Here is an 18,663-nt window from a genome sequence, read left to right as displayed (position 1 = left end):
CGGATGCACGGCCGCCAACCCGCACGGGCCACCCGACCTGCGGCGTAAACCCCGGTAACAAGGGGTTCACATACGGGCAACGGATGAGAAATCGCCGAGGGGGACGCTTTCGGCCAAGACGCAGCACCCGCAGAGTCAGGATGGATGGGCCCGTGAGTCACAAGGCTGAGTACATCTGGATCGACGGCACCGAGCCGACGGCGAAGCTCCGCTCCAAGACGAAGATCCTGGCGGACGGCGCGGAGCTGCCGATCTGGGGCTTCGACGGCTCCAGCACCAACCAGGCGGAGGGGCACGCCTCGGACCGCGTGCTCCAGCCCGTCTTCTCCTGCCCGGACCCGATCCGCGGCGGGGAGGACATCCTGGTGCTGTGCGAGGTCCTGAACATCGACATGACCCCGCACGAGTCGAACACCCGCGCGCGGCTGCGTCCGGTCGCGGAGCGGTTCGCCGCGCAGGAGCCGGTCTTCGGCATCGAGCAGGAGTACACCTTCTTCGACGGGGCCCGGCCGCTCGGATTCCCGGTCGGCGGCTTCCCGGCGGCGCAGGGCGGCTACTACTGCGGGGTCGGGGCGGACGAGATCTTCGGCCGTGAGATCGTCGAGAAGCACCTGGACCACTGTCTTGCGGCGGGGCTGGAGATCTCCGGCATCAACGCCGAGGTCATGCCCGGCCAGTGGGAGTTCCAGGTCGGTCCGGTGGGCCCGCTGGAGGTCTCCGACCAGCTGTGGATCGCGCGCTGGCTGCTGTACCGCACGGCGGAGGAGTTCAACGTGTCGGCGACGCTGAACCCCAAGCCCGTCAAGGGCGACTGGAACGGGGCGGGCGCGCACACCAACTTCTCGACGAAGGCGATGCGCGAGGACTACCGCGCGATCATCTCCGCGTGCGAGGCGCTGGGCGAGGGCAGCAAGCCGCTCGACCACGTCAAGAACTACGGCGCGGGGATCGACGAGCGGCTGACGGGCCTGCACGAGACGGCCCCGTGGAACGAGTTCAGCTACGGGGTCTCGGACCGCGGCGCGTCGGTGCGCATCCCGTGGCAGGTGGAGAAGGACGGCAAGGGCTACATCGAGGACCGCCGCCCGAACGCGAACGTGGACCCGTACGTGGTGACCCGCCTGATGGTGGACACCTGCTGCACCGCCCTGGAGCGCGACGGCCTGCTCTGACCCCGGCCCCGCCGACCCCGCCCGCCGCCCGCCGTCCCCGCTCCGGGGAGGGCGGGCGGCGGCCTTTCCGCTGACGGTATGTCGGGATTGTGGCGGCCTGACGAAGACTTGACGACGGAATATGAGATTCCGATCCACGAAGTGAGACGCCGCCTGCCCCGGGCCCCCGGTTTCTGCTTCAATGACGCCCATGGCCAGCCATCCGTACACCCCGACAGGTCGCAGCGACCTGGAGCCGTTCTGGCCGTCCCGTCAGGACCACGACTTCGACCGGGTGTGTTGCCGCGCCGAGAACGCGCCGGCCCTCTAAAGCCTTCCGGGACCTCTCACCAGACCCGCCCGAGGCCTTCGGTCTGCGCGGTACGCAACGACTACGTGCATACGCACACGTGCCCTTGCACACGTACGTCTTCTGCCGACCACTCCGCGTGAAAGAGCTGACCACTCATGGCTAACACCCGCTCCATCACCTCCGCCGCCTCCGCCGCGACCTCCGCCCCCCTGCCCTTCCCGCCGTTCCCGACCGGGCCGCGCCACCGGCTGCGCGCCGTGGAGCGGGACGAGGTGGCCCGGGTGGTGGACCTGCTCCCGCCGGGCGCCACCTGGCTGCCCGCGCCCCAGCACACCGTGCCCGCGCTGCCGGGCCAGCCGCCGATGGTCGGCTACCTGGTCCTCGTACCGGCCGACCAGCACCCGATCGCCTTCGCCCCGCAGTCCGTTCCCGTACCGGGACCGGGGCCGGTCCCGCCCGTCCAGCCTGCGGCGCAGGCCTCGACGACGACCGGAGACGCGCTCGTGCGGATCGACGCCGCCCAGCGCACGGCGGAGGTCGACGGCGAGGTGCTGGACCTGACCTACCTGGAGTTCGAGCTCCTCGCCCACCTGGTGGCGCACCCGCACCGGGTGCACAGCCGGGACCAGCTGGTGACCACGGTGTGGGGCTACGGCCACGTCGGCGACGGCCGGACCGTCGACGTCCACATCGCCCGGCTGCGCCGCAAGCTGGGCGCGGCGCACCGCGGGGCCATCCAGACCGTCCGCCGCGTGGGGTACAAGTACACGCCGTGACGGCCGGTATGACGGTGGGCCCGTACGCGATCGCACGCGTACGGGCCCACCGTCGTCGCTACGCGGCCCCGGCCGTCGCCGCCCGCCTGCGGGAGACGAGGCCGAGGGCGACGTCCACCGCGAGGAACGCCACCAGGCTGATCCCCAGCAGCGGGATGAACCAGCCGATGACGGCGGTCACGCAGGCGAACGGCAGCAGCACGGTCACCGGCAGCCGGCGCCAGGCCCCGCGCGGGTGGGCGCGGCCGACGGAGAGGGCGCGGTCCTTGGTGGGCCGGCGCATCCACCACATCCGGTAGCCCCAGACGATCAGGAACATCACCGCGACGGCGAGCGCGGCCAGCGCGATCTGGTTGGCGATCCCGAAGGTCAGGCCCATGTGCAGGTCGATCCCGAACCGGGTCAGCTGCGCGAGCAGCGGGTAGTCCGCGAAGCGGAGCTCGTCCATGACGCGGCCGTCGGCGGGGTCGACGGCGACCGAGTCCAGGTGCACGGGAAGGGTCTTGTCGGTCTCCTTGATCACGTAGCCCTTGCCCTGGGCGGGCAGGGTGACGCGCAGGCTCTCGGTGACCCCGGCCGCGCGGGCGGCGGCGACGGCCTCGTCGATGCCGATGTCGGCGGCGGGCATCGGCATGGACATCTCGGTGCCGTCGGGCATGACGTGGCCGGCGTGCTCGCCGCCGCCGTCGCCGGCCCCGGCCCCGTCCCCGGAGCCCGGCGTCAGCTTCGCGGCGACGGAGGGGGTGGCCCCGCCGAGCCGGTCCTGGAGCTGCCCGATGTTCTCACCGGCGTACTTCGACCAGGTCAGGCCGGTCGCGGAGAGGCCGACGAGGCCCACGGCGGCCCAGAGGCCGATGCTGCCGTGCCAGGAGAGGGTCTTGCGGCGGCCGGTGGCCTTCCGGTCGGGGACGAGGAGGGCGGCCTTGCGGGTGCGGCGGCGGCCGATCCACAGGGCGAGGCCGCCGAGGGCGACCACCCACAGCCAGCTGGCGGCGAGTTCGCTGTAGTTCCGGCCGAACTCGCCCAGCTGGAGGCTCGCGTGGAACTCGCTCAGCCAGGCGCGCAGCGGGAGGGCGTCACCGCTGGTGGTGAGCTGCCCGCGGACCTCGGCGGTGTAGGGGTCGACGAAGACGGTGAGGGTCTTGCCCTCCTCCAGCTTCGGGTCCTCCATGATCACCCGGGTGGTGGCGTCGGGCTCGGGCGCGGGCCACACGCCGACGACCTTGCCCCCGGGTTCGGCGGCCTTGGCGGCCTTCACCTGGGTACCGAGGGGGACGGCGGCCTCACCGACCCGGTCGACGGTCAGCTCGTGGGAGTAGAGGATCCGCTCGGCCTGCCAGGAACCGGCGTACAGCAGCCCGGTGGCGGCGGCGAGGAAGAGCACCGGGGCTATGAGCAGCCCGGCGTAGAAGTGCACCCGCAACAACAGCGGCCGCAGGGCGGCCCACCCGGCGCCTCCACCGGTCCCTCGCAGGGGCGTGGCGGGGGCGGTGCCGGGGGCGGGAGCGGGCTCCGGCCGGGCGCCGGGCGCGGGGCCGGACGCGGACGAGCCGTCGGCGCCGGGCGCGGGAGCGGGATCCGGCATGGCACCGGGTGCGGGTACGGACGCGGCGGCGGGGGCAGTGTCGGGGGCGGCTCCGGCTTCGGGCGCGGGGCCGGACGCGGACGGGCCGTCGGCGCCGGGCGCGGGAGCGGGCTCCGGCGTGGCGCCGGGTGCCGGGTCGGACGCGGGGGCGGGGGTGGTGTCGGGGGCGGGGGTCGGCTTCGGGTCGGCCTCGGTGGCCCGGGTGGGGGCGCCCGTGAGGTCGTCAAGGGACATGTCGGTCCTAGGGTTCGGCGAAACGGGGGAATCGGCCCCCGGTCTCGCCGCCCCCTCGCCAGCGGAGGGTGCGCCGGTCAGGCGCGGGCAGGAAGCGGCCGGAGGGCCGTGGTGCGGGTGCTTCGCCGACGGGGCGGGCCCCGGCGCACGGCCGTATGCGCGTGTACGGCTCCGCGCAGGCGGCGCGGCCGTGGGTACCCGGGCCGGTGCGCGGGCGGGCGCGGCACGGGGGCGATCCGGGTGCGGAGCAGCGTGAGGACGCGGACGAGCGGGCGGGCGGCCAGCAGGGCGGTGGCCCCGAGGGCCCCGGCCAGCCGGAACACGGCGGCCTCGCCCCAGGCGAGCCAGGCCGCGCAGAAGAGCCCGGCGAGCAGGTGCGCGGCGACCATGCCGAAGCCGCCGTGCCCGGCCATCCCGAGCAGATCGACGAGCCCGCCGCCCATACCGTCGGCCATCCCGGGCATGGAGCCCAAGCCGTCGGCCATCCCGGGCATGGAGCCCAAGCCGTCGGCCATTCCGGGCATGGAGCCCATGCCGTCGGCCATTCCGGTGGCGTGGGCCGCACCGGAATGGGCCATCCCGGTCGCGGACCCCAGCCCGTCGGCCAGTCCGGAGCCGTGCGCCATGCCCGAGTGGGCCATACCGGAGGCCGAAGCCAGCCCGTCGGCCAGCCCGGACGCATGCGCCATGCCCGAGTGGACCGTCCCGCTACCCGAAGCCAGCCCGTCAGCCAGCCCGGACGCATGGGCCGCGCCCCCGTGGGCCGCCGCGGCGGTCGAGCCCAGCCCGTCCGCCAGACCGCCCGCAGGAGCCGCGCCCGTGTGGGCCGTCCCGGCAGCCGAAGCCAGCCCGTCAGCCAGACCCCCCGAGTGAACCGCCCCGGTACCCGACCCCATCCCGTCGGCCAGACCGCCCGCGTGGGTCGTGCCCGCGTGGGCCGCCCCGGTGGCGTCCGGCAGACCGGAGGGCTGAGCCCCGCCCGTGTGGGCCGTGCCCGACGGCGGAGCAAGCCCCTCGGACAGGGCCGACGGGCGGGGTGGTGCCGTGTGGCCCGTGGGGTGGTGGTGCGCCATCGGGGTGGAGCCGTGGGCCTGGCCCTGGGAGAACGCGGTGTGCAGGGCGGCCTGGACCGCCAGCAGGGACGCGGTGATGCCCAGGGGGCCGCGGCGGCGGCCCGCCGCCGCCCAGGCGAGGGCGGCGACCGCGGCGAAGGCCCCGAGGAGCCGGCCGAGGGGGATGTCCTGCCCCGACATGTGGACGTGGCCCACGGCGGCCAGCGCCACGCACACCGCCGCGAACATCGCGGCGCGCGGGGCGCGCATCGGCACGCGGGGGCGGGGATCGGACATGTCCCGGTCATGCTCTCACGGGGCCCGCCGCCGCACGCGCCGGACCCGTATCCGATCATGGACGGGTGAACCCACAGCCCTGGTCATGGTCGAAGCCGCCCGCAGGCCCGCTGGCCGCGCTCTACGCCGGCGGGGTCCAGCTCGGGGCCCACGCCCTGGAGCGACTGGCCCCGGCCGAGCGGGAGCGGATGCTGCGCGACTGCTCGACGAACGTCGACAACCTCGACGGCGGCCGCTGGGAGACCCTGCTGAGCAGCGCGCTCGTCGTCGAGGAGCCGATGCCGCTGCCGTACGCCCTGCTGCTGGTCGCGGTGCTGGGCTACGCCGAGTACGCGTACGGGGCCTGGTGGACCGCCGCCGTCTTCCTCTTCGGGCACGCCTCGGCGACGCTCCTCGTCTACGGGGTGCTGCGCCGCACGGCCGACCGTGAGACCCGCCGCGCCGTGGACGTCGGCACGAGCTACGGGTTCAACGCCGTCCTCGGCGCGCTGACCTCGGCCCTGCCGCGCGGCCCCGTGCGCACGACGGTCCGGGCCGGGCTGCTGGCGCTCGCCGTGCGGCCGGTGCTGCGGCGCGAGCGCACCTTCACGGACGCCGGGCACCTGGTGGCGCTGGGCCTCGGCATCGGGGTCTCGTTCGCCGTCGATTGTCTTTCCGCATCAAAACATCGGAAAATCGCTCATATCTGAGCGCACCGGCGCGACAGCGGCCGCCACCGCTTCGCGACCACGCCTGACACGAGTCACCTCACCCCGCGCGGCCGGTTCCTCCCGCACCGCGCGCTGACCGCAGAACGCTGGAGCCGCCACGATGACCGCCAAGCCCTCCACCACCGTCGCCAACCTCCGCGACCTCGGTGGCACCCCGCTCACCGGCGGCCGTACCGTCCGCTCCGGCCTCCTGCTGCGCTCCGGCGCCCTCGACCGGCTCGACCCCGGCGCGGACCCGGCGGTGGCCGCCCTGGGCCTGCGCACGGTCATCGACCTGCGCAGCGACGCCGAGCGCGCCGACCACCCGGACCGGATACCGGACGGGGTCCGGCTGCTGGTGCGCGACGTCCTGGCGGACAAGATGAGCGAGTCCCGGATGCCCGCCGCGGCCCAGCTCAAGGACCTCCTCGCGGACCCGGTGGTGGCCGAGGAGCACCTGGGCGACGGCAAGGCGCAGGCCCTGTTCGGCTCGGTCTACCGGTCCTTCGTCAGCACCTCCTCCGCGCACTCCGCGTACCGGACGCTGCTGACCGAGGCGGCCGACCCGCAGGCGGGTCCGCTGCTGTTCCACTGCACGGCCGGCAAGGACCGTACGGGCTGGGGCGCGACGGTGGTGCTGTCGCTGCTCGGCGCCGACGACGACACCCTGATGGCCGAGTACCTGTCGGTGAACCCGGCGGTGAAGGCGGCCTTCGCCCCGATGATCGAGGGCTTCACCGCCGCCGGCGGGGACCCGGACATCGCGCTGGCGCTGATCGGCGTGTTCCCCTCGTACCTGGAGGCGGGCCTGGACGAGGTCCGGATCCGCTACGGGTCGATGGAGAAGTACGTCCGCGAGGGTCTGGGCGTCCCGGACGAGACGGTCGAGGCGCTGCGCGCCCGCCTCATCGCCTGACCCCCGGTCCGGCCGGACGTCACGCCCGGCGCACCCGATTCGTCCGAACGTGTGCGCTGGTGCGGGTGACCATCCCACGATTCGCTCGTTCTGCTGAACGTGACTGCGCCGGATACCGCCACCCGCCCCCTGCCCCCCGACGTCGAGCAGGCCGAGGCCGCCATCGTCGAGCACTACCCGCGGCTGGTGCGGCTCGCCTATCTGGTGCTGCCGCCCTCCCTCGGCCGCAACCGGCGGGTGCTCACCGCCCACTCGCTGACCCAGCGCGCGCTGCCGCGCGGGCGGCGGGCCGCCGACGCCGGGGCGGTGCAGGGCGGGGTGCCGGCGCAGCGGGGCGGGCTGGGCGGGCCCGAGTCGGGGTACGCGTACGTGCGGCTGCGGGTGCTGCGGTCCGCCCTGGAGGCGGGGATCCCGCTGACCTTCAAGGCGCTCCCGCTGCGCGGGCAGCTGCCGGCGCTGCTCCCGCAGGTGTGGGGGCTGCGGCTGTTCCCCCGGGCGGGCGGGGCCGAGGAGCTGGCCCTGGACCAGTGGCTGGCCACCCTGAACGGCCCGGGCCGGGCGGCGTGCGTGCTGCGGGCGCTGGAGGGGCTGGCGGAGCCGGACGTGCTGCGGGTGCTGGCGGAGGCCGGGGTGGCCGACCCGGCGGCGGCGGTCGCGGAGTCCGGTGATCCGGCGCACGACGCCCTGTTCGCCTCCCCCGAGTTCGACCCGTGCGTGCTCCAGGCCCGGCCCACCGACCTGCTGCGCCGCCGCCGGTTCGCGCGGGCGGCGGTGGCCGGAGCGGCCGCCCTCGCGGTGTGCGGGACGCTGCTGGCGCTGCCGGGCGGCGGCTGGGGCGCGGACGGGCCCGCCGCCCCGCCGTACGCGCTCAACGCGGCGGCGCAGCAGGCCCTGGACCCGGGGCAGCTGGTGCGGGTCGCGCCCGCCGCGTGGCGCACGTCCTCCCGTACCGACTACTCCGCCTGGCCGGCGCGCGGCGACCGGGCCGGGGACACCGAGCTGCTGCGGCGGGCGCTGGCCGTGTGGGCGCGGCCGGGTAAGGCGGTGGTGGTGTCGGCCACGCCCGGGACCCCGGCGGGGCCGCCGATGGGACCGCCGCAGCTGCTGTTCGCGGGCACGGTCGACCAAGCGGTGGTGGTGCTGCTGTACGACGGGCTGCGGGTGGTGCGGTACGCCGAGCCGCGCAGCGGGACGGCCGGCGCGGCCCTGGACTTCGCCCGGACCGACGGGGCGACGGCGGACACCGCGACGGCCCTGGTGCTCAGCCGGGTCGACGGCAACGTCCGCTATCTGACGGCCCCCTGGGTCAGCGGGGCCGCGGTGCGCGACCTGCTGAAGCCGGCTGACGAGCCGGCCGCGCTGAAGCTCACCCCGGACGGGCTGACCCCGCCGGTGCTGGGGCCGGCGGCGAACGGCGAGTGCACCAGCTGGAACGCGCTGGCGCTGACCGGCGACGGGGCCACCCGGCTGGTCACCGACCTGGGCGAGCTGACCCCGGCCCGGCTGACCTCGGGCGCGCCGGGCGCGGCGCGGGACGTGACGGAGGCGGCGGAGCTCGGCGAGTGGTCGAAGACGGCGTGCCTGCTGCCGTCGGTGCGTTCGCACGGGGTGCGGTCCGTCAACGCGTGGACGTACGCGAAGCAGCCGCTGCCGGAGGGCGACGGGGCGGCGACCTGGCTGTGCAGCCGGGCCGAGACCTGGCAGGGGGCGGCGGACCGGGTCCAGGTGCAGTTCCTGGCCCCGGGGGCGCCGCTGGCGGCGCAGGCGGCCAAGGCGGAGGGGTCCCCGGCGTGCGGCCCGCGGGAGCCGAGGGTGCTGGCCGGGGTGCTGTGGAAGTCCCGGGCGGGGCAGTGGTACGTCCTGGCGGCGGGGAGCGCGCAGTTCGCCTCCCTGACGGCGACGGGGGCCGGGGTGAACGGCAGCGCGAACGGCAACCGGCTGGCGGTCAAGGCGCCGGAGGGGGCGCAGGTGGACCTCTCGGGCAAGCTGACGGACGGCAGCAAGGCGGGGGCGCTCCGCTAGGTTCCGGGATCGGGGGTGCCGGAGGGGTTTCCCTCTCCCGTACCCCTCAGTACATTGACGCCATGTCTAATACGCCGCTCGCGCCCGCCCCCGTGGCGTCGGAACACATAGACCTCCAGGCGCGGAACGTCTCCTTCTCCTGGGAGGACACCCCGCTGCACTGGCTGCCCGGCGAGCCCTTCGCCGGGCACACCATCAACGTGCTGCACCTGCTCCTGCCCGCCGGTGAGCGCTGGTTCGTGCACGTCTACAAGCAGGTGCTCCCGTACATCACGGACGAGCGGCTGCGGGCGGACGTCGTCGGGTTCATCGGGCAGGAGGCCATGCACGCCGCCGCCCACGACGACGTGCTCCCCCACCTCAAGCGCCTCGGCCTCGACCCCACCCCCTACACCGCGCAGGTCGACTGGCTCTTCGAGAAGCTCCTCGGCGACCGCACCCTGCCGCCCGGCCGGGCCCGCAAGTGGTGGCTGATGGAGCGCGTCGCGATGATCGCGGCGATCGAGCACTACACGGCGTTCCTCGGCGACTGGGTGCTCAACGCCCGGGAGCTGGACCGGCGCGGCGCCGATCCGATGATGCTGGACCTGCTGCGCTGGCACGGCGCGGAGGAGGTCGAGCACCGCTCGGTGGCCTTCGACCTGTTCATGCACGTGGACGGCAACTACCGCCGCCGGGCCCGGACCTGGGCCACCGCCTTCGCCGCCCTGGTCTTCCTGTGGCAGCGCGGCGCCCGCTTCTTCATGGAGAACGACCCCCAGCGGCCCGGCGCCAAGGCCTCCCTCGGCCAGTTCGTCCGGGCCGGGCGCAGGGGGGTGCTGCCCTCCACGGGGGCCATGGTCAGGTCGATCCCGACCTACCTCTCGCGGACGTACCACCCCTCGCAGGAGGGTTCCACCGCCCAGGCCGTGGCCTACCTGGCCTCCTCCCCCGGCGCCAACGGCGGGGTGCGGCCGTGAGGCGGGCCCTGGCCGTCACGGCGGTGGCGGGGGCCGCCGTCCTCACCCGGCGCGCGCTGCGCCGGCGCATCGGCCGCTCCCCCCTGTGGCCGCTGCCCGCGCTGGAGACCCCGGTCTCGGGCCACTCCCCGCGCCGCTGGCTGCGCACCCTGATCGTCTCGCGCACCGAGCCCGCCGAGGGGGTGCTGCGGCTGGTGCTGGAGTCCGGCGAGCTGCCGGAGTGGACCCCCGGCTCGCACCTGGACGTGCGGCTGCCGTCGGGGCTGGTGCGCCAGTACTCGCTGTGCGGGGACCCGGCCGACACCGGCCGCTACACGATCGCGGTCCGCCTGGTCGAGGACGGACGCGGGGGCTCCCGCGAGGCGCACGAGCAGCTGGTGGAGGGCGCCGAACTGGACGTGCGGGCGCCGCGCAACCGCTTCGAGCTGCTGCCCGCCCCCTCGTACGCCTTCGTCGCGGGCGGCATCGGCATCACCCCGGTGCTGCCCATGCTCCGCGCGGCGACGGCCGCCGGCGCCGACTGGACCCTGCTGTACGGGGGCCGTTCGCGCGCCTCGATGCCGTTCCTGGACGAACTCGCCGGCTACGGGGACCGGGTCACGGTCGTCGCACAGGACGAGGCGGGCCTGCCCGACCTGGCCCCGCTGGCTGCGCTCCGGCCGGGCGCCCTGGTGTACTGCTGCGGCCCGGACCCGCTGATGGAGGCCGTCGCGGCGGCCGCCCCGGACCCGTCGGCGGTGCACCTGGAGCGGTTCGGCGCGGCCGTGACCGGCCCGGCGCGGGCCTTCACCGTCGAACTCGCCCGCACGGGCGGCGAGGTGGAGGTCGGGGCCGGCGAGTCCGCGCTGACGGCGGTGCGCCGGGTCCTGCCGGACACCCCGTACTCCTGTGAGCAGGGCTTCTGCGGGACCTGCCGGCACCGGGTGCTGGCCGGCGCGGTCGATCACCGCGACGAGCTCCTGACCGACGAGGAGCGCGCGGACTCCATGCTGCTGTGCGTCTCCCGGGCCGCCTCGGACCGGCTCGCTCTGGACCTCTGAACAAGTGGCCCGCCCGCCCTCGAAGTAGGGTGTTCGGCATGACGACCGGGGTGCGGCGCAGGATGGGTGTCGAGGAGCGGCGGCAGCAGCTGATCGGGGTTGCCCTGGAGCTGTTCAGCCACCGCTCCCCCGACGACGTGTCGATCGACGAGATCGCGGCGGCGGCCGGGATATCCCGGCCGCTCGTCTACCACTACTTCCCGGGCAAGCTGAGCCTGTACGAGGCGGCGCTGCGGCGGGCCGCCGACGAGCTGGCCGAGCGGTTCGTCGAGCCGCACGACGGGCCGCTCGGGGCCCGGCTGCTGCGGGTGATGGGCCGGTACTTCGCGTTCGTCGACGAACACGGGCCCGGTTTCTCGGCGTTGCTGCGCGGCGGTCCGGCCGCGGGCAGCAGCCGGGCCAACGCGATGATCGACGAGGTGCGGCAGGCCGCGTACGAGCAGATCCTGCTGCACATCGGCGTCGAGGAGCCCCCGGCCCGGCTGGAGCTGGTGGTGCGGTCCTGGGTGTCGCTGGCCGAGTCGACGGCGCTGCTGTGGCTGGACGGGCGGCGGATCCCGCGGGCCGAGCTGGAGCTCCAGCTGGTCCACGACTTCGCCGCGCTGGCCGCCGTGAGCGCGGCGTACGACGCGGAGATGGCGGGGATCCTCGTACGGATCCTGGCGGGCGAACCGGCCGACGGTCCGTTCGGCGAACTGGTCGGGCGGCTGGCGGCGCTGGTGCCGGGGCCGCGCGAGGGCGGACGGGCGATGTGACGGCGGGGTGCGGGGCGGGTGTGACCCGGCCGCCGCGCTGGCGATAATGCCCGCGTGATCATTGACGACGGGATCGTGTTCCGCGCGGCCGAGGAGAAGGACGCCGGAATCCTGGTGAAGCTGTACGACCAGGCCGCCCGGTGGATGCGCAAGCAGGGCATCGACCAGTGGAAGCCGGGCGAGAAGGACGCCGCGCACTTCCGGGGGAAGATGCGCGACGGGGAGGTGTGGCTCGCGGCCGACGCCGACGGGCAGGTGGTCGGGGCGTACGAGCTGTGGTGGTCCGACGAGGAGGCCTGGGGGGTCCAGCCGCCGGTCGCGGGCTACGTGCACCGGCTGATGGTGGACCGTGAGACGGCCCCTCCCGGGGCCGGGCTGCGGATCCTCGAACACGCCGAGCGGCGGATCGCCCGGACCGGGCGGGAGCGGGCGCGGCTGGACTGCGTGTCCACGAACCCGCGGCTGCTGGCGTACTACCAGGGCGCGGGCTACCGGGTGGTGGGCGAGTTCCCCTCGAAGCAGGGCAAGGACGGCCGGGTGTACGGGGTGATCCTGCTGGAGCGGCGCCTCGACGTCTGAGGCGCGGGGGCGGCGGGGCGGCGGGGCGGCGGGAACGGCAGGCACGGCGCGGCTCCGGGGCGCAAGTCCGCCGCGCACGCCATGCCGGGGCGGCTCTCGGCCGTCCGCGCGGGGACCGGTTGCCCGGGTTCCCGGCCCGCCGGTACTGATGGTCTCGACCAGTCGGTACCAGGAGGGGAACACCATGAGGATTTCCATGAGCAGGTCCGCGGGCGCCGTCTTGGGGCTGGCGCTGGCGGGCTTACTGGGGGCCACGGGCGTGGCCGGGGCCCAGCCGCTGCCGTCGGCGCCTGCGCGGGACGGGGCGGTGGCCGAGGCGCCGGCCTCGGTGATCGCGGACGTCCAGGCGGCGGCCGCCCGGCAGCACGCGCTCGCGCCGGCCGCCCGGTCGGTCTGCTACGCGGCCCACGTCCAGGACGTCGGCTGGCAGTCGGCGGTGTGCAACGGCGCCGTGGCCGGCACCACCGGGCAGTCGCGCCGGATGGAGGCGCTCACCATCGCGACCAGCGGGACCGGCGGGATCTGTGCCGACGCCCATCTGGCGGACATCGGCTGGCAGGGCTGGCGGTGCGCGGCCGACGGCCAGGCGGTGACGGTCGGCACCACGGGGCAGTCCCGGCGGATGGAGGCGCTCGGCCTCCAGGTCGGCAACGGCAGCGTGGCGGCGCAGGCGCACGTGGCGGACTACGGCTGGCTGAACGCCCTCAACGGGAACCCGGTGTACGTGGGCACGACCGGGCAGTCCCGGCGGATGGAAGCCGTCCGCGTCTGGGTCTGACCGGGGACGCGCCGAGGGGGAGGTACCGGACGCGGCCGGTGCCTCCCCCTCGGGGTCGCAGGTCGGGAGCGCCGGTCAGCTCCGCTTGAAGACGGCGACCGTGCGCGCCGGGACGGTGAACTCGCCCGTGGCCCGTTCGTACGCGGACGACTTGACCGCCGGGTCGGAGCCGCCCGCCTGGACCGGGTGCAGGGCGTAGCCGGTGCCGGCGAGGGCTGACACGTGCTGGGCCTGGGCGGCGGGGGTGGCGTTGAAGACCACCACGAGGTCGCCGACGGCCATGGTGAGGACGCCCGGGGTCTCGTCGGGGCCGGACAGCGGGAAGGACAGCCGGTCCTGGACCTGCCGGGCCGTGGTGAGGGCGAAGGCGGGTTCGGACGTGCGGATCCTCAGCAGGTCGCGGTAGGCGGCCGAGGCTCCGTCGATGTCCGCGCAGCCGGGGACCGGGCCGGTCAGCAGGGGTTTGGCGTAGGGCCATTTGGCACGGTTGTCGGCGGCGGGCGGCAGGCCCCGGCCGAAGCCGTTGCCGGTGCGGCAGTCCCAGTGCAGGGCGTTGAACCAGTCTCCGCTGTCGAAGGAGTTGCGGTCCAGGGACTTCGAGCGCAGCAGGTCGCTGCCCGCCTGGGAGAGGGCCGGGCCCTGGGAGAGGGCGGCGGTGGCCATCGCGAGGACCTGCATCCGGGCCCGGTCGGCGGTGGGCGTGCCGGCGGGGAGCTTGTAGGCCAGGGCGTCGTACAGGGACTCGTTGTCGTGGGCGTCCGCGTAGGCGAGGGCGTCGCCGGGGGCGGCCGCGTAGCCGGCCGGGGCGCCGTTGTAGTCGAGCCCGGCGCCGGTGGTGCGGCGGCCGGTGGAGTCGGTGAAGGCGTACGGGGCCAGGTTGCCGGTCAGGCCGACCTTGAGGAGGTCCTGGTCGTGGAGGAGGCCGGCGCGCTGCTCGGCCGGGGTGCCGTTGGCCGGGGAGCCGTTCGGGTCGGTGAACAGGCCGGTGGCGAAGCCCTGGACGCGGGGGTCCTCGTCGAAGGGGCCGCCGCCGCGCACGGCGTCGCGGGCGCGGTCGGAGAAGGTGGCGATGCCGGTTCCGGCCATGTTCTTCTGGGTGGCCTGGACGAAGCGGGCGTCGTCGGCGACCTCGCCGAAGTTCCAGCCCTCCCCGTAGAGGACGATCTTCTTGCCGTCGACCCCGTCCTTGGCGACGGTCAGGGCGTCGAGGGCCTTGCGGACGGCGAGGATGTTGTCCTTCGGGTGGTGGCCCATCAGGTCGAAGCGGAAGCCGTCGACCTTGTACTGCTTGGCCCAGGTGACGACGGAGTCCACGACGAGGCGGCCCATCATGGCGTTCTCGGGGGCGGTGTTGGAGCAGCAGGTGGAGGTGGCGACGGCGCCGTCGGCGAGGAGGCGCTGGTAGTAGCCGGGGACGACGCGGTCGAGGACGGACTGGTCGGCCTGTCCGGAGGCGATGGTGTGGTTGTAGACCACGTCCATCACGGTGCGCAGGCCGGCGCCGTTCAGCGACTGGACCATCCTGCGGAACTCGGCGGTGCGGGCGGTGCCGTTCGGGTCGCTGGCGTACGAGCCCTCGGGGACGGTGTAGTGCAGCGGGTCGTAGCCCCAGTTGAAGCCGTCCTTGGCGGCGGCGGCCGCCACGCAGGCCTGCTGGGCTTCGGAGTCGGGGGCGTAGACCTTGAGGTCGCAGGCGGGTGCGGTGCGGTCCTTGGGGTCCTCGGGGACGCTGCCGAAGTCGAAGGCGGGCAGCAGGTGGACGTAGGAGGTGCCGGCGGCGGCCAGTTCGCGCAGGTGGCGCATGCCGGCGGAGTCGGTGTCGGTGAAGGCCAGGTACTGGCCGGGGTGCCTGCTCGTGGCGTCCGCGATGGAGAAGTCGCGGATGTGGAGTTCCTGGATCTGGGCGCTGGTGAAGGGGACGGGGGCGGGCTTGCGCAGGTCGCGCCAGCCGGGCGGGGCGAGCTTCGGGTCGGCGAGGTCGACGGCGAGGCTGCGGGCGGAGTCGGTGGTCAGGGCGGTGGAGTAGGGGTCGGTGACCAGGTTGCGGACGATCTGCCGGGTGCTGGGCGCCCAGACGGTGACGGCGTAGCGGTAGGGCTTGCCGGTCCAGGAGCGTTCGCCGCGCACGGACCAGACGCCGGTGGTGTCGTCGCGGTGCATGGGGACGGTGCGGCCGTCGAGTTCGAGGTCGACCTGCCGGGCGGTGGGGGCCCAGACGGAGAGGGTGGGGCGGCCGTCCTTGAAGACGGGGCCGAGGGGGGTGTCCTTCGCGGGGCCGGCGTAGAGGTCGTCGAGGACGCCGGCGAGCTGGACGCCGGTGGCGGCGAGGACGGCCCCGTTCGCGGCGCGGGCGCTCGCGACGAGCTGGCCGCGCAGGGCCTCGCGGACCCGGTCGCGGTCGCGGGGGTCGACGGTGAAGGCGGTGTACGGGGCCAGGTGCGGGAACTTCTGCTTCTGGGCCGGGGTGAGGGCGGAGCGGTTCAGGCGCAGCCACCGGGCGCCGGATTCCCGCAGGACACCGCCGTCGGCGGTGATCCGGCCGTCGGGGGAGGCGAGGAGCTGGGCGGAGGCGGCGGTCTGGGGGGCGTTCCAGGCGAGGGTGTCGCGGTCGATCCAGACGGCCTGCGCCTTGGTGAGGTCGAGGGCGGCGGCGGATCCCGCGGGCTGCGGGAGGAGGTACTCCTGGCGGCCGCCGAGCATCCACACCTCGTGGCCGGTGGCCTTGAGGTCGAGGGACTGGTCGGCGGGGAGGTCCTTCTCGTCGCCCTTGTGGAGGATGTAGCTCAGGCTGGTCGCGCCGGGGGCGAGAGGGACCTCGTAGACGGCGCCGTAGGAGTCGGTGCGGACGGGGAGCAGGGGCTTGGACCAGTCGGTGGGGGTGGCGGCGCCGGTCCACACGTGCAGGCCCCAGCCGTCGTGGGCGCCGTCGGGGCGCTGGTAGTGGAGGACGGCCTTGGCCTGGTCCTGGGGCGGGTAGGCGGGGCGGTCGGTGCGGGCCGTCTCCTTGCCCTGCTCCAGCCAGACCTCACCGCCGCGGGTCAGGTCGAGGGTGCGGTCGGCGGCGACGTCCTTGGTGCCGTCCTTGTCGATGACCAGGTAGCCGAGGGTGGTGGCGCCGGGCTTCAGACGGACGTAGGCGAAGGCGCCGTAGGCGTCGCGGCCGGTGAAGGGGTGGCCCTGCGGCCAGGGCGTCGCCTCCCCGTCCGCGAGGTCGCCCCAGGCGTAGAGGCGCCAGTCGGCGTAGTTGCCGTCGGGGCGGTTGTAGTGGACGACGGCGTAGTCCCGCTGGGTGGCGGTGGGGGGTGTGGGCGGCGGGGTCTGGCCGGCGGTGGTCGAGGCGAGGGCGGAGGCGGTGCGGCCGGTGGAGTCGACGGCCACGGCCTTGTAGCGCAGGGCGGTACCGGCGGGGGTGGTGGGGTCGATGGCCTGGGTGACCTGGTAGGGGGCGTGGTCGGCGGAGCCGAGGACCTTCCAGGGGCCGTTGCCCGTCTGCGCGGCGAAGACGACGCGGTTCAGCGAGCCGCCGGAGACGTCGGCGGACAGCTCGACGGTGCCGGTGGCGCCGGGGGCGGGGGGCTTGAGGGTGGGGGCGGGTCCGGTGGCGGGGGGGGGGGGGGGGGCGGGGGCCCGCAGGACGGTGGTGGAGTGGGCGGGGACGGTGACGGTGAGCCTGCCGTCGGTGGAGGCGGTGGTCAGGCCGGTGGAGTAGCGGGAGGCGGGGGTGTCGGGGGCGCCGTAGAGGGTGCGGTACCGGGCGCCGGCGGGGGCGTCGAGCCGGACGGTCCTCGGCTCGGCGGAGTTGTTGGCGGCGACCAGGTACTCGGTGCGGGTCTTGGGGTCGGTGCGGGCGAAGGCGTAGACGCCGCCGTCGGAGAGGCGTTCGCTCTGGACGCCGTCGCGCAGGGCCGGGTTGGCCTTCACCAGCTTCGAGAGAGCACTGATCTGCTTGTAGAGAGGGTGCTCCGGATCGTAGGCGTCGCTCGCGGCGGTGCGGCTGGTGCCGAGCTCGTCGTCGTCGAGGTAGTCGGCGATCCGGGTGCCGAAGAGGGGCTGGCGGGCGTCCTTGTCCCCGCCGGAGCCGGTGAAGCCCTGCTCGTCGCCGGAGTACACGACCGGGTTGCCGCGGGAGAGGAACATCAGCTCGTTGGCGAGCCGGTAGCGGTCCAGCAGCTCGGGCTCGGCGGCGCCGGGCCGGTCCTGCTTGAGGAAGGAGCCGAAGCGGCCCATGTCGTGGTTGCCGAGGAAGGTCACCTGCTCGTAGGCGTTGGCCTTGTCGGTCGTGTACCGGTAGTCGTCGCCGAGGACGGAGGCGAGGCGGCCGGCCGGTGCGCCCTGGGAGGCGTACGCGCGGATCGCGTCCTGGAGCGGGAAGTCGAGGGTGGCGTCGAGGCGGCCGCGGGTGACGTAGGGGGAGGTGACGGAGGTGTCGGCGGAGTAGACCTCGCCGAACATGAAGAAGTCCTTGCGTCCGTGCTTGGCCGCGTACTGGTCCAGGGCGGTGGCCCACCGGGTCCAGAAGTCCATGTCCACGTGCTTGACGGTGTCGATGCGGAAGCCGTCGACGTCGAAGTCGCGGACCCACTTCTCGTAGATCTTCTCCATGCCGCTGACGACCTCGGGACGCTCGGTCCACAGGTCGTCGAGCCCGGCGAAGTCCCCCTGTTCCGCCGATTCCCCGGCGAAGGTGGAGTCGCCCCGGTTGTGGTACATCGCCGGGTCGTTGAGCCAGGCCGGGGACTTGAGGTCCTTCTTGGCGGCGGGGACGAAGGGCGTACGGGGGAAGGTGCCGGCGGCGTCGACGGCGGGGAACTTCCTCTTCCCGTCGGCGTAGTCGGCGTCGTCGAAGGGGACCCCGTCCTCGGTCAGGTACGGGAAGGCGCCCTTGGACAGGTAGTCGTGGGAGCCCTCCTCGTAGTCGACGACGTCGGCGGTGTGGTTGGTGATGACGTCGAAGAAGACCTTCATCCCCTTGCCGTGCGCCTTGTCGATGAGGCGGGCGAGGTCGGCGTTGGTGCCGAAGTGCGGGTCGACCTGGGTGAAGTCGGTGATCCAGTAACCGTGGTAGCCGGCGGAGGCGTTGGCCCCCTCCCCCTGCACGGGCTGGTTCTTGAAGATCGGCGCCAGCCAGATGGCGGTGGTGCCGAGCCCCTTGATGTAGTCGAGCCGGTCGGTGATCCCCTTGAGGTCTCCGCCCTGGTAGAAGCCCTTGTCGGTCGGGTCCAGGCCGGTCTGGAGCCGGGTTCCGGTCAGTCCGCCGGTGTCGTTGCGCGGGTCGCCGTTCGCGAAGCGGTCCGGGAGGACGAAGTAGAACTGCTCGCGGGTCAGGTCGTGCCGGGCGGGCTCGGCGGCGAGCTTCGCGTCCGAGGGCGGGGCCGGGGGCGTGGCGGCGGCCGCGCCGGGGGGCAGGGCCGTCAGGACGGTCGCGGCCAGGGCGGCGGCGACGGTCCCCGCTGCGGGGCGTATCAAGGGGGTCTCCTCGGGGAGGGTGAGGGCCGCCCGGCGCGGCAGGGTCTGGGG

Annotated in this window: 13 protein-coding genes; 10 read left to right on the top strand and 3 right to left on the bottom strand. The window is 74.6% G+C overall.

Annotated elements, in window-relative coordinates; translation table 11 throughout:
- Nucleotides 1-152 precede the first annotated feature (152 nt).
- Nucleotides 153-1,172 (top strand): glutamine synthetase, encoded by a 1,020-nt coding sequence (glnII, locus tag AB0O29_RS05440; protein WP_365146458.1) that lies wholly within the window; start codon nt 153-155, stop codon nt 1,170-1,172.
- Nucleotides 1,173-1,619: 447 nt separating this feature from the next.
- The gene (locus AB0O29_RS05435) at nt 1,620-2,240 is read left to right on the top strand and encodes a winged helix-turn-helix domain-containing protein (protein WP_365146455.1); all 621 of its coding nucleotides are present in this window, start codon (nt 1,620-1,622) and stop codon (nt 2,238-2,240) included.
- 58 nt (nt 2,241-2,298) lie between these two features.
- Here AB0O29_RS05435 and AB0O29_RS05430 read toward each other — a convergent pair whose 3' ends face one another.
- A complete protein-coding gene (locus AB0O29_RS05430) occupies nt 2,299-4,059 on the bottom strand; it encodes a PepSY domain-containing protein (protein WP_365146452.1) in 1,761 nt (586 codons plus the stop codon).
- Nucleotides 4,060-4,136: 77 nt separating this feature from the next.
- A complete protein-coding gene (locus AB0O29_RS05425; protein ID WP_365146449.1) occupies nt 4,137-5,408 on the bottom strand; it encodes a hypothetical protein in 1,272 nt (423 codons plus the stop codon).
- A 65-nt stretch (nt 5,409-5,473) separates the two neighbouring features.
- Here AB0O29_RS05425 and AB0O29_RS05420 point away from each other — a divergent pair, with 65 nt between their 5' ends.
- The 8 genes from AB0O29_RS05420 (at nt 5,474) to AB0O29_RS05385 (ending at nt 13,146) form a co-directional block, all read left to right on the top strand.
- The gene (locus tag AB0O29_RS05420; protein ID WP_365146446.1) at nt 5,474-6,097 is read left to right on the top strand and encodes a rhomboid-like protein; all 624 of its coding nucleotides are present in this window, start codon (nt 5,474-5,476) and stop codon (nt 6,095-6,097) included.
- Nucleotides 6,098-6,218: 121 nt separating this feature from the next.
- Complete coding sequence (locus AB0O29_RS05415; protein WP_365146444.1) at nt 6,219-7,013, top strand: tyrosine-protein phosphatase; 795 nt, start codon at nt 6,219-6,221, stop codon at nt 7,011-7,013.
- Between the two features lie 99 nt (nt 7,014-7,112).
- The gene (locus AB0O29_RS05410) at nt 7,113-9,035 is read left to right on the top strand and encodes a hypothetical protein (RefSeq protein WP_365146441.1); all 1,923 of its coding nucleotides are present in this window, start codon (nt 7,113-7,115) and stop codon (nt 9,033-9,035) included.
- A 62-nt stretch (nt 9,036-9,097) separates the two neighbouring features.
- Nucleotides 9,098-9,994 (top strand): metal-dependent hydrolase, encoded by an 897-nt coding sequence (locus AB0O29_RS05405; RefSeq protein WP_365146438.1) that lies wholly within the window; start codon nt 9,098-9,100, stop codon nt 9,992-9,994.
- The gene (locus AB0O29_RS05400; protein WP_365146435.1) at nt 9,991-11,034 is read left to right on the top strand and encodes a PDR/VanB family oxidoreductase; all 1,044 of its coding nucleotides are present in this window, start codon (nt 9,991-9,993) and stop codon (nt 11,032-11,034) included. Before AB0O29_RS05405 ends, AB0O29_RS05400 begins: the two co-directional genes overlap by 4 nt.
- A 38-nt stretch (nt 11,035-11,072) precedes the next feature.
- Entirely contained in the window at nt 11,073-11,789 is a 717-nt protein-coding gene (locus AB0O29_RS05395; RefSeq protein ID WP_365146433.1) for a TetR/AcrR family transcriptional regulator, read from the top strand.
- A 54-nt stretch (nt 11,790-11,843) separates the two neighbouring features.
- A complete protein-coding gene (locus AB0O29_RS05390; protein WP_365146430.1) occupies nt 11,844-12,368 on the top strand; it encodes a GNAT family N-acetyltransferase in 525 nt (174 codons plus the stop codon).
- A 196-nt stretch (nt 12,369-12,564) separates the two neighbouring features.
- On the top strand, nt 12,565-13,146 hold the full coding sequence (locus tag AB0O29_RS05385; RefSeq protein WP_365146427.1) for a polysaccharide deacetylase: 582 nt from the start codon (nt 12,565-12,567) through the stop codon (nt 13,144-13,146).
- 75 nt (nt 13,147-13,221) lie between these two features.
- Here AB0O29_RS05385 and pulA read toward each other — a convergent pair whose 3' ends face one another.
- Complete coding sequence (gene pulA / locus AB0O29_RS05380) at nt 13,222-18,576, bottom strand: pullulanase-type alpha-1,6-glucosidase (protein WP_365146515.1); 5,355 nt, start codon at nt 18,574-18,576, stop codon at nt 13,222-13,224.
- Between the last annotated feature and the right edge of the window lie 87 nt (nt 18,577-18,663).

The organism is Streptomyces sp. NPDC089915 (genome assembly GCF_040684675.1).
Lineage (GTDB): Bacteria > Actinomycetota > Actinomycetes > Streptomycetales > Streptomycetaceae > Streptomyces.
Note: the sequence above shows the minus strand (reverse complement) of the source record. Positions and strands in the feature narration are given on the sequence as shown.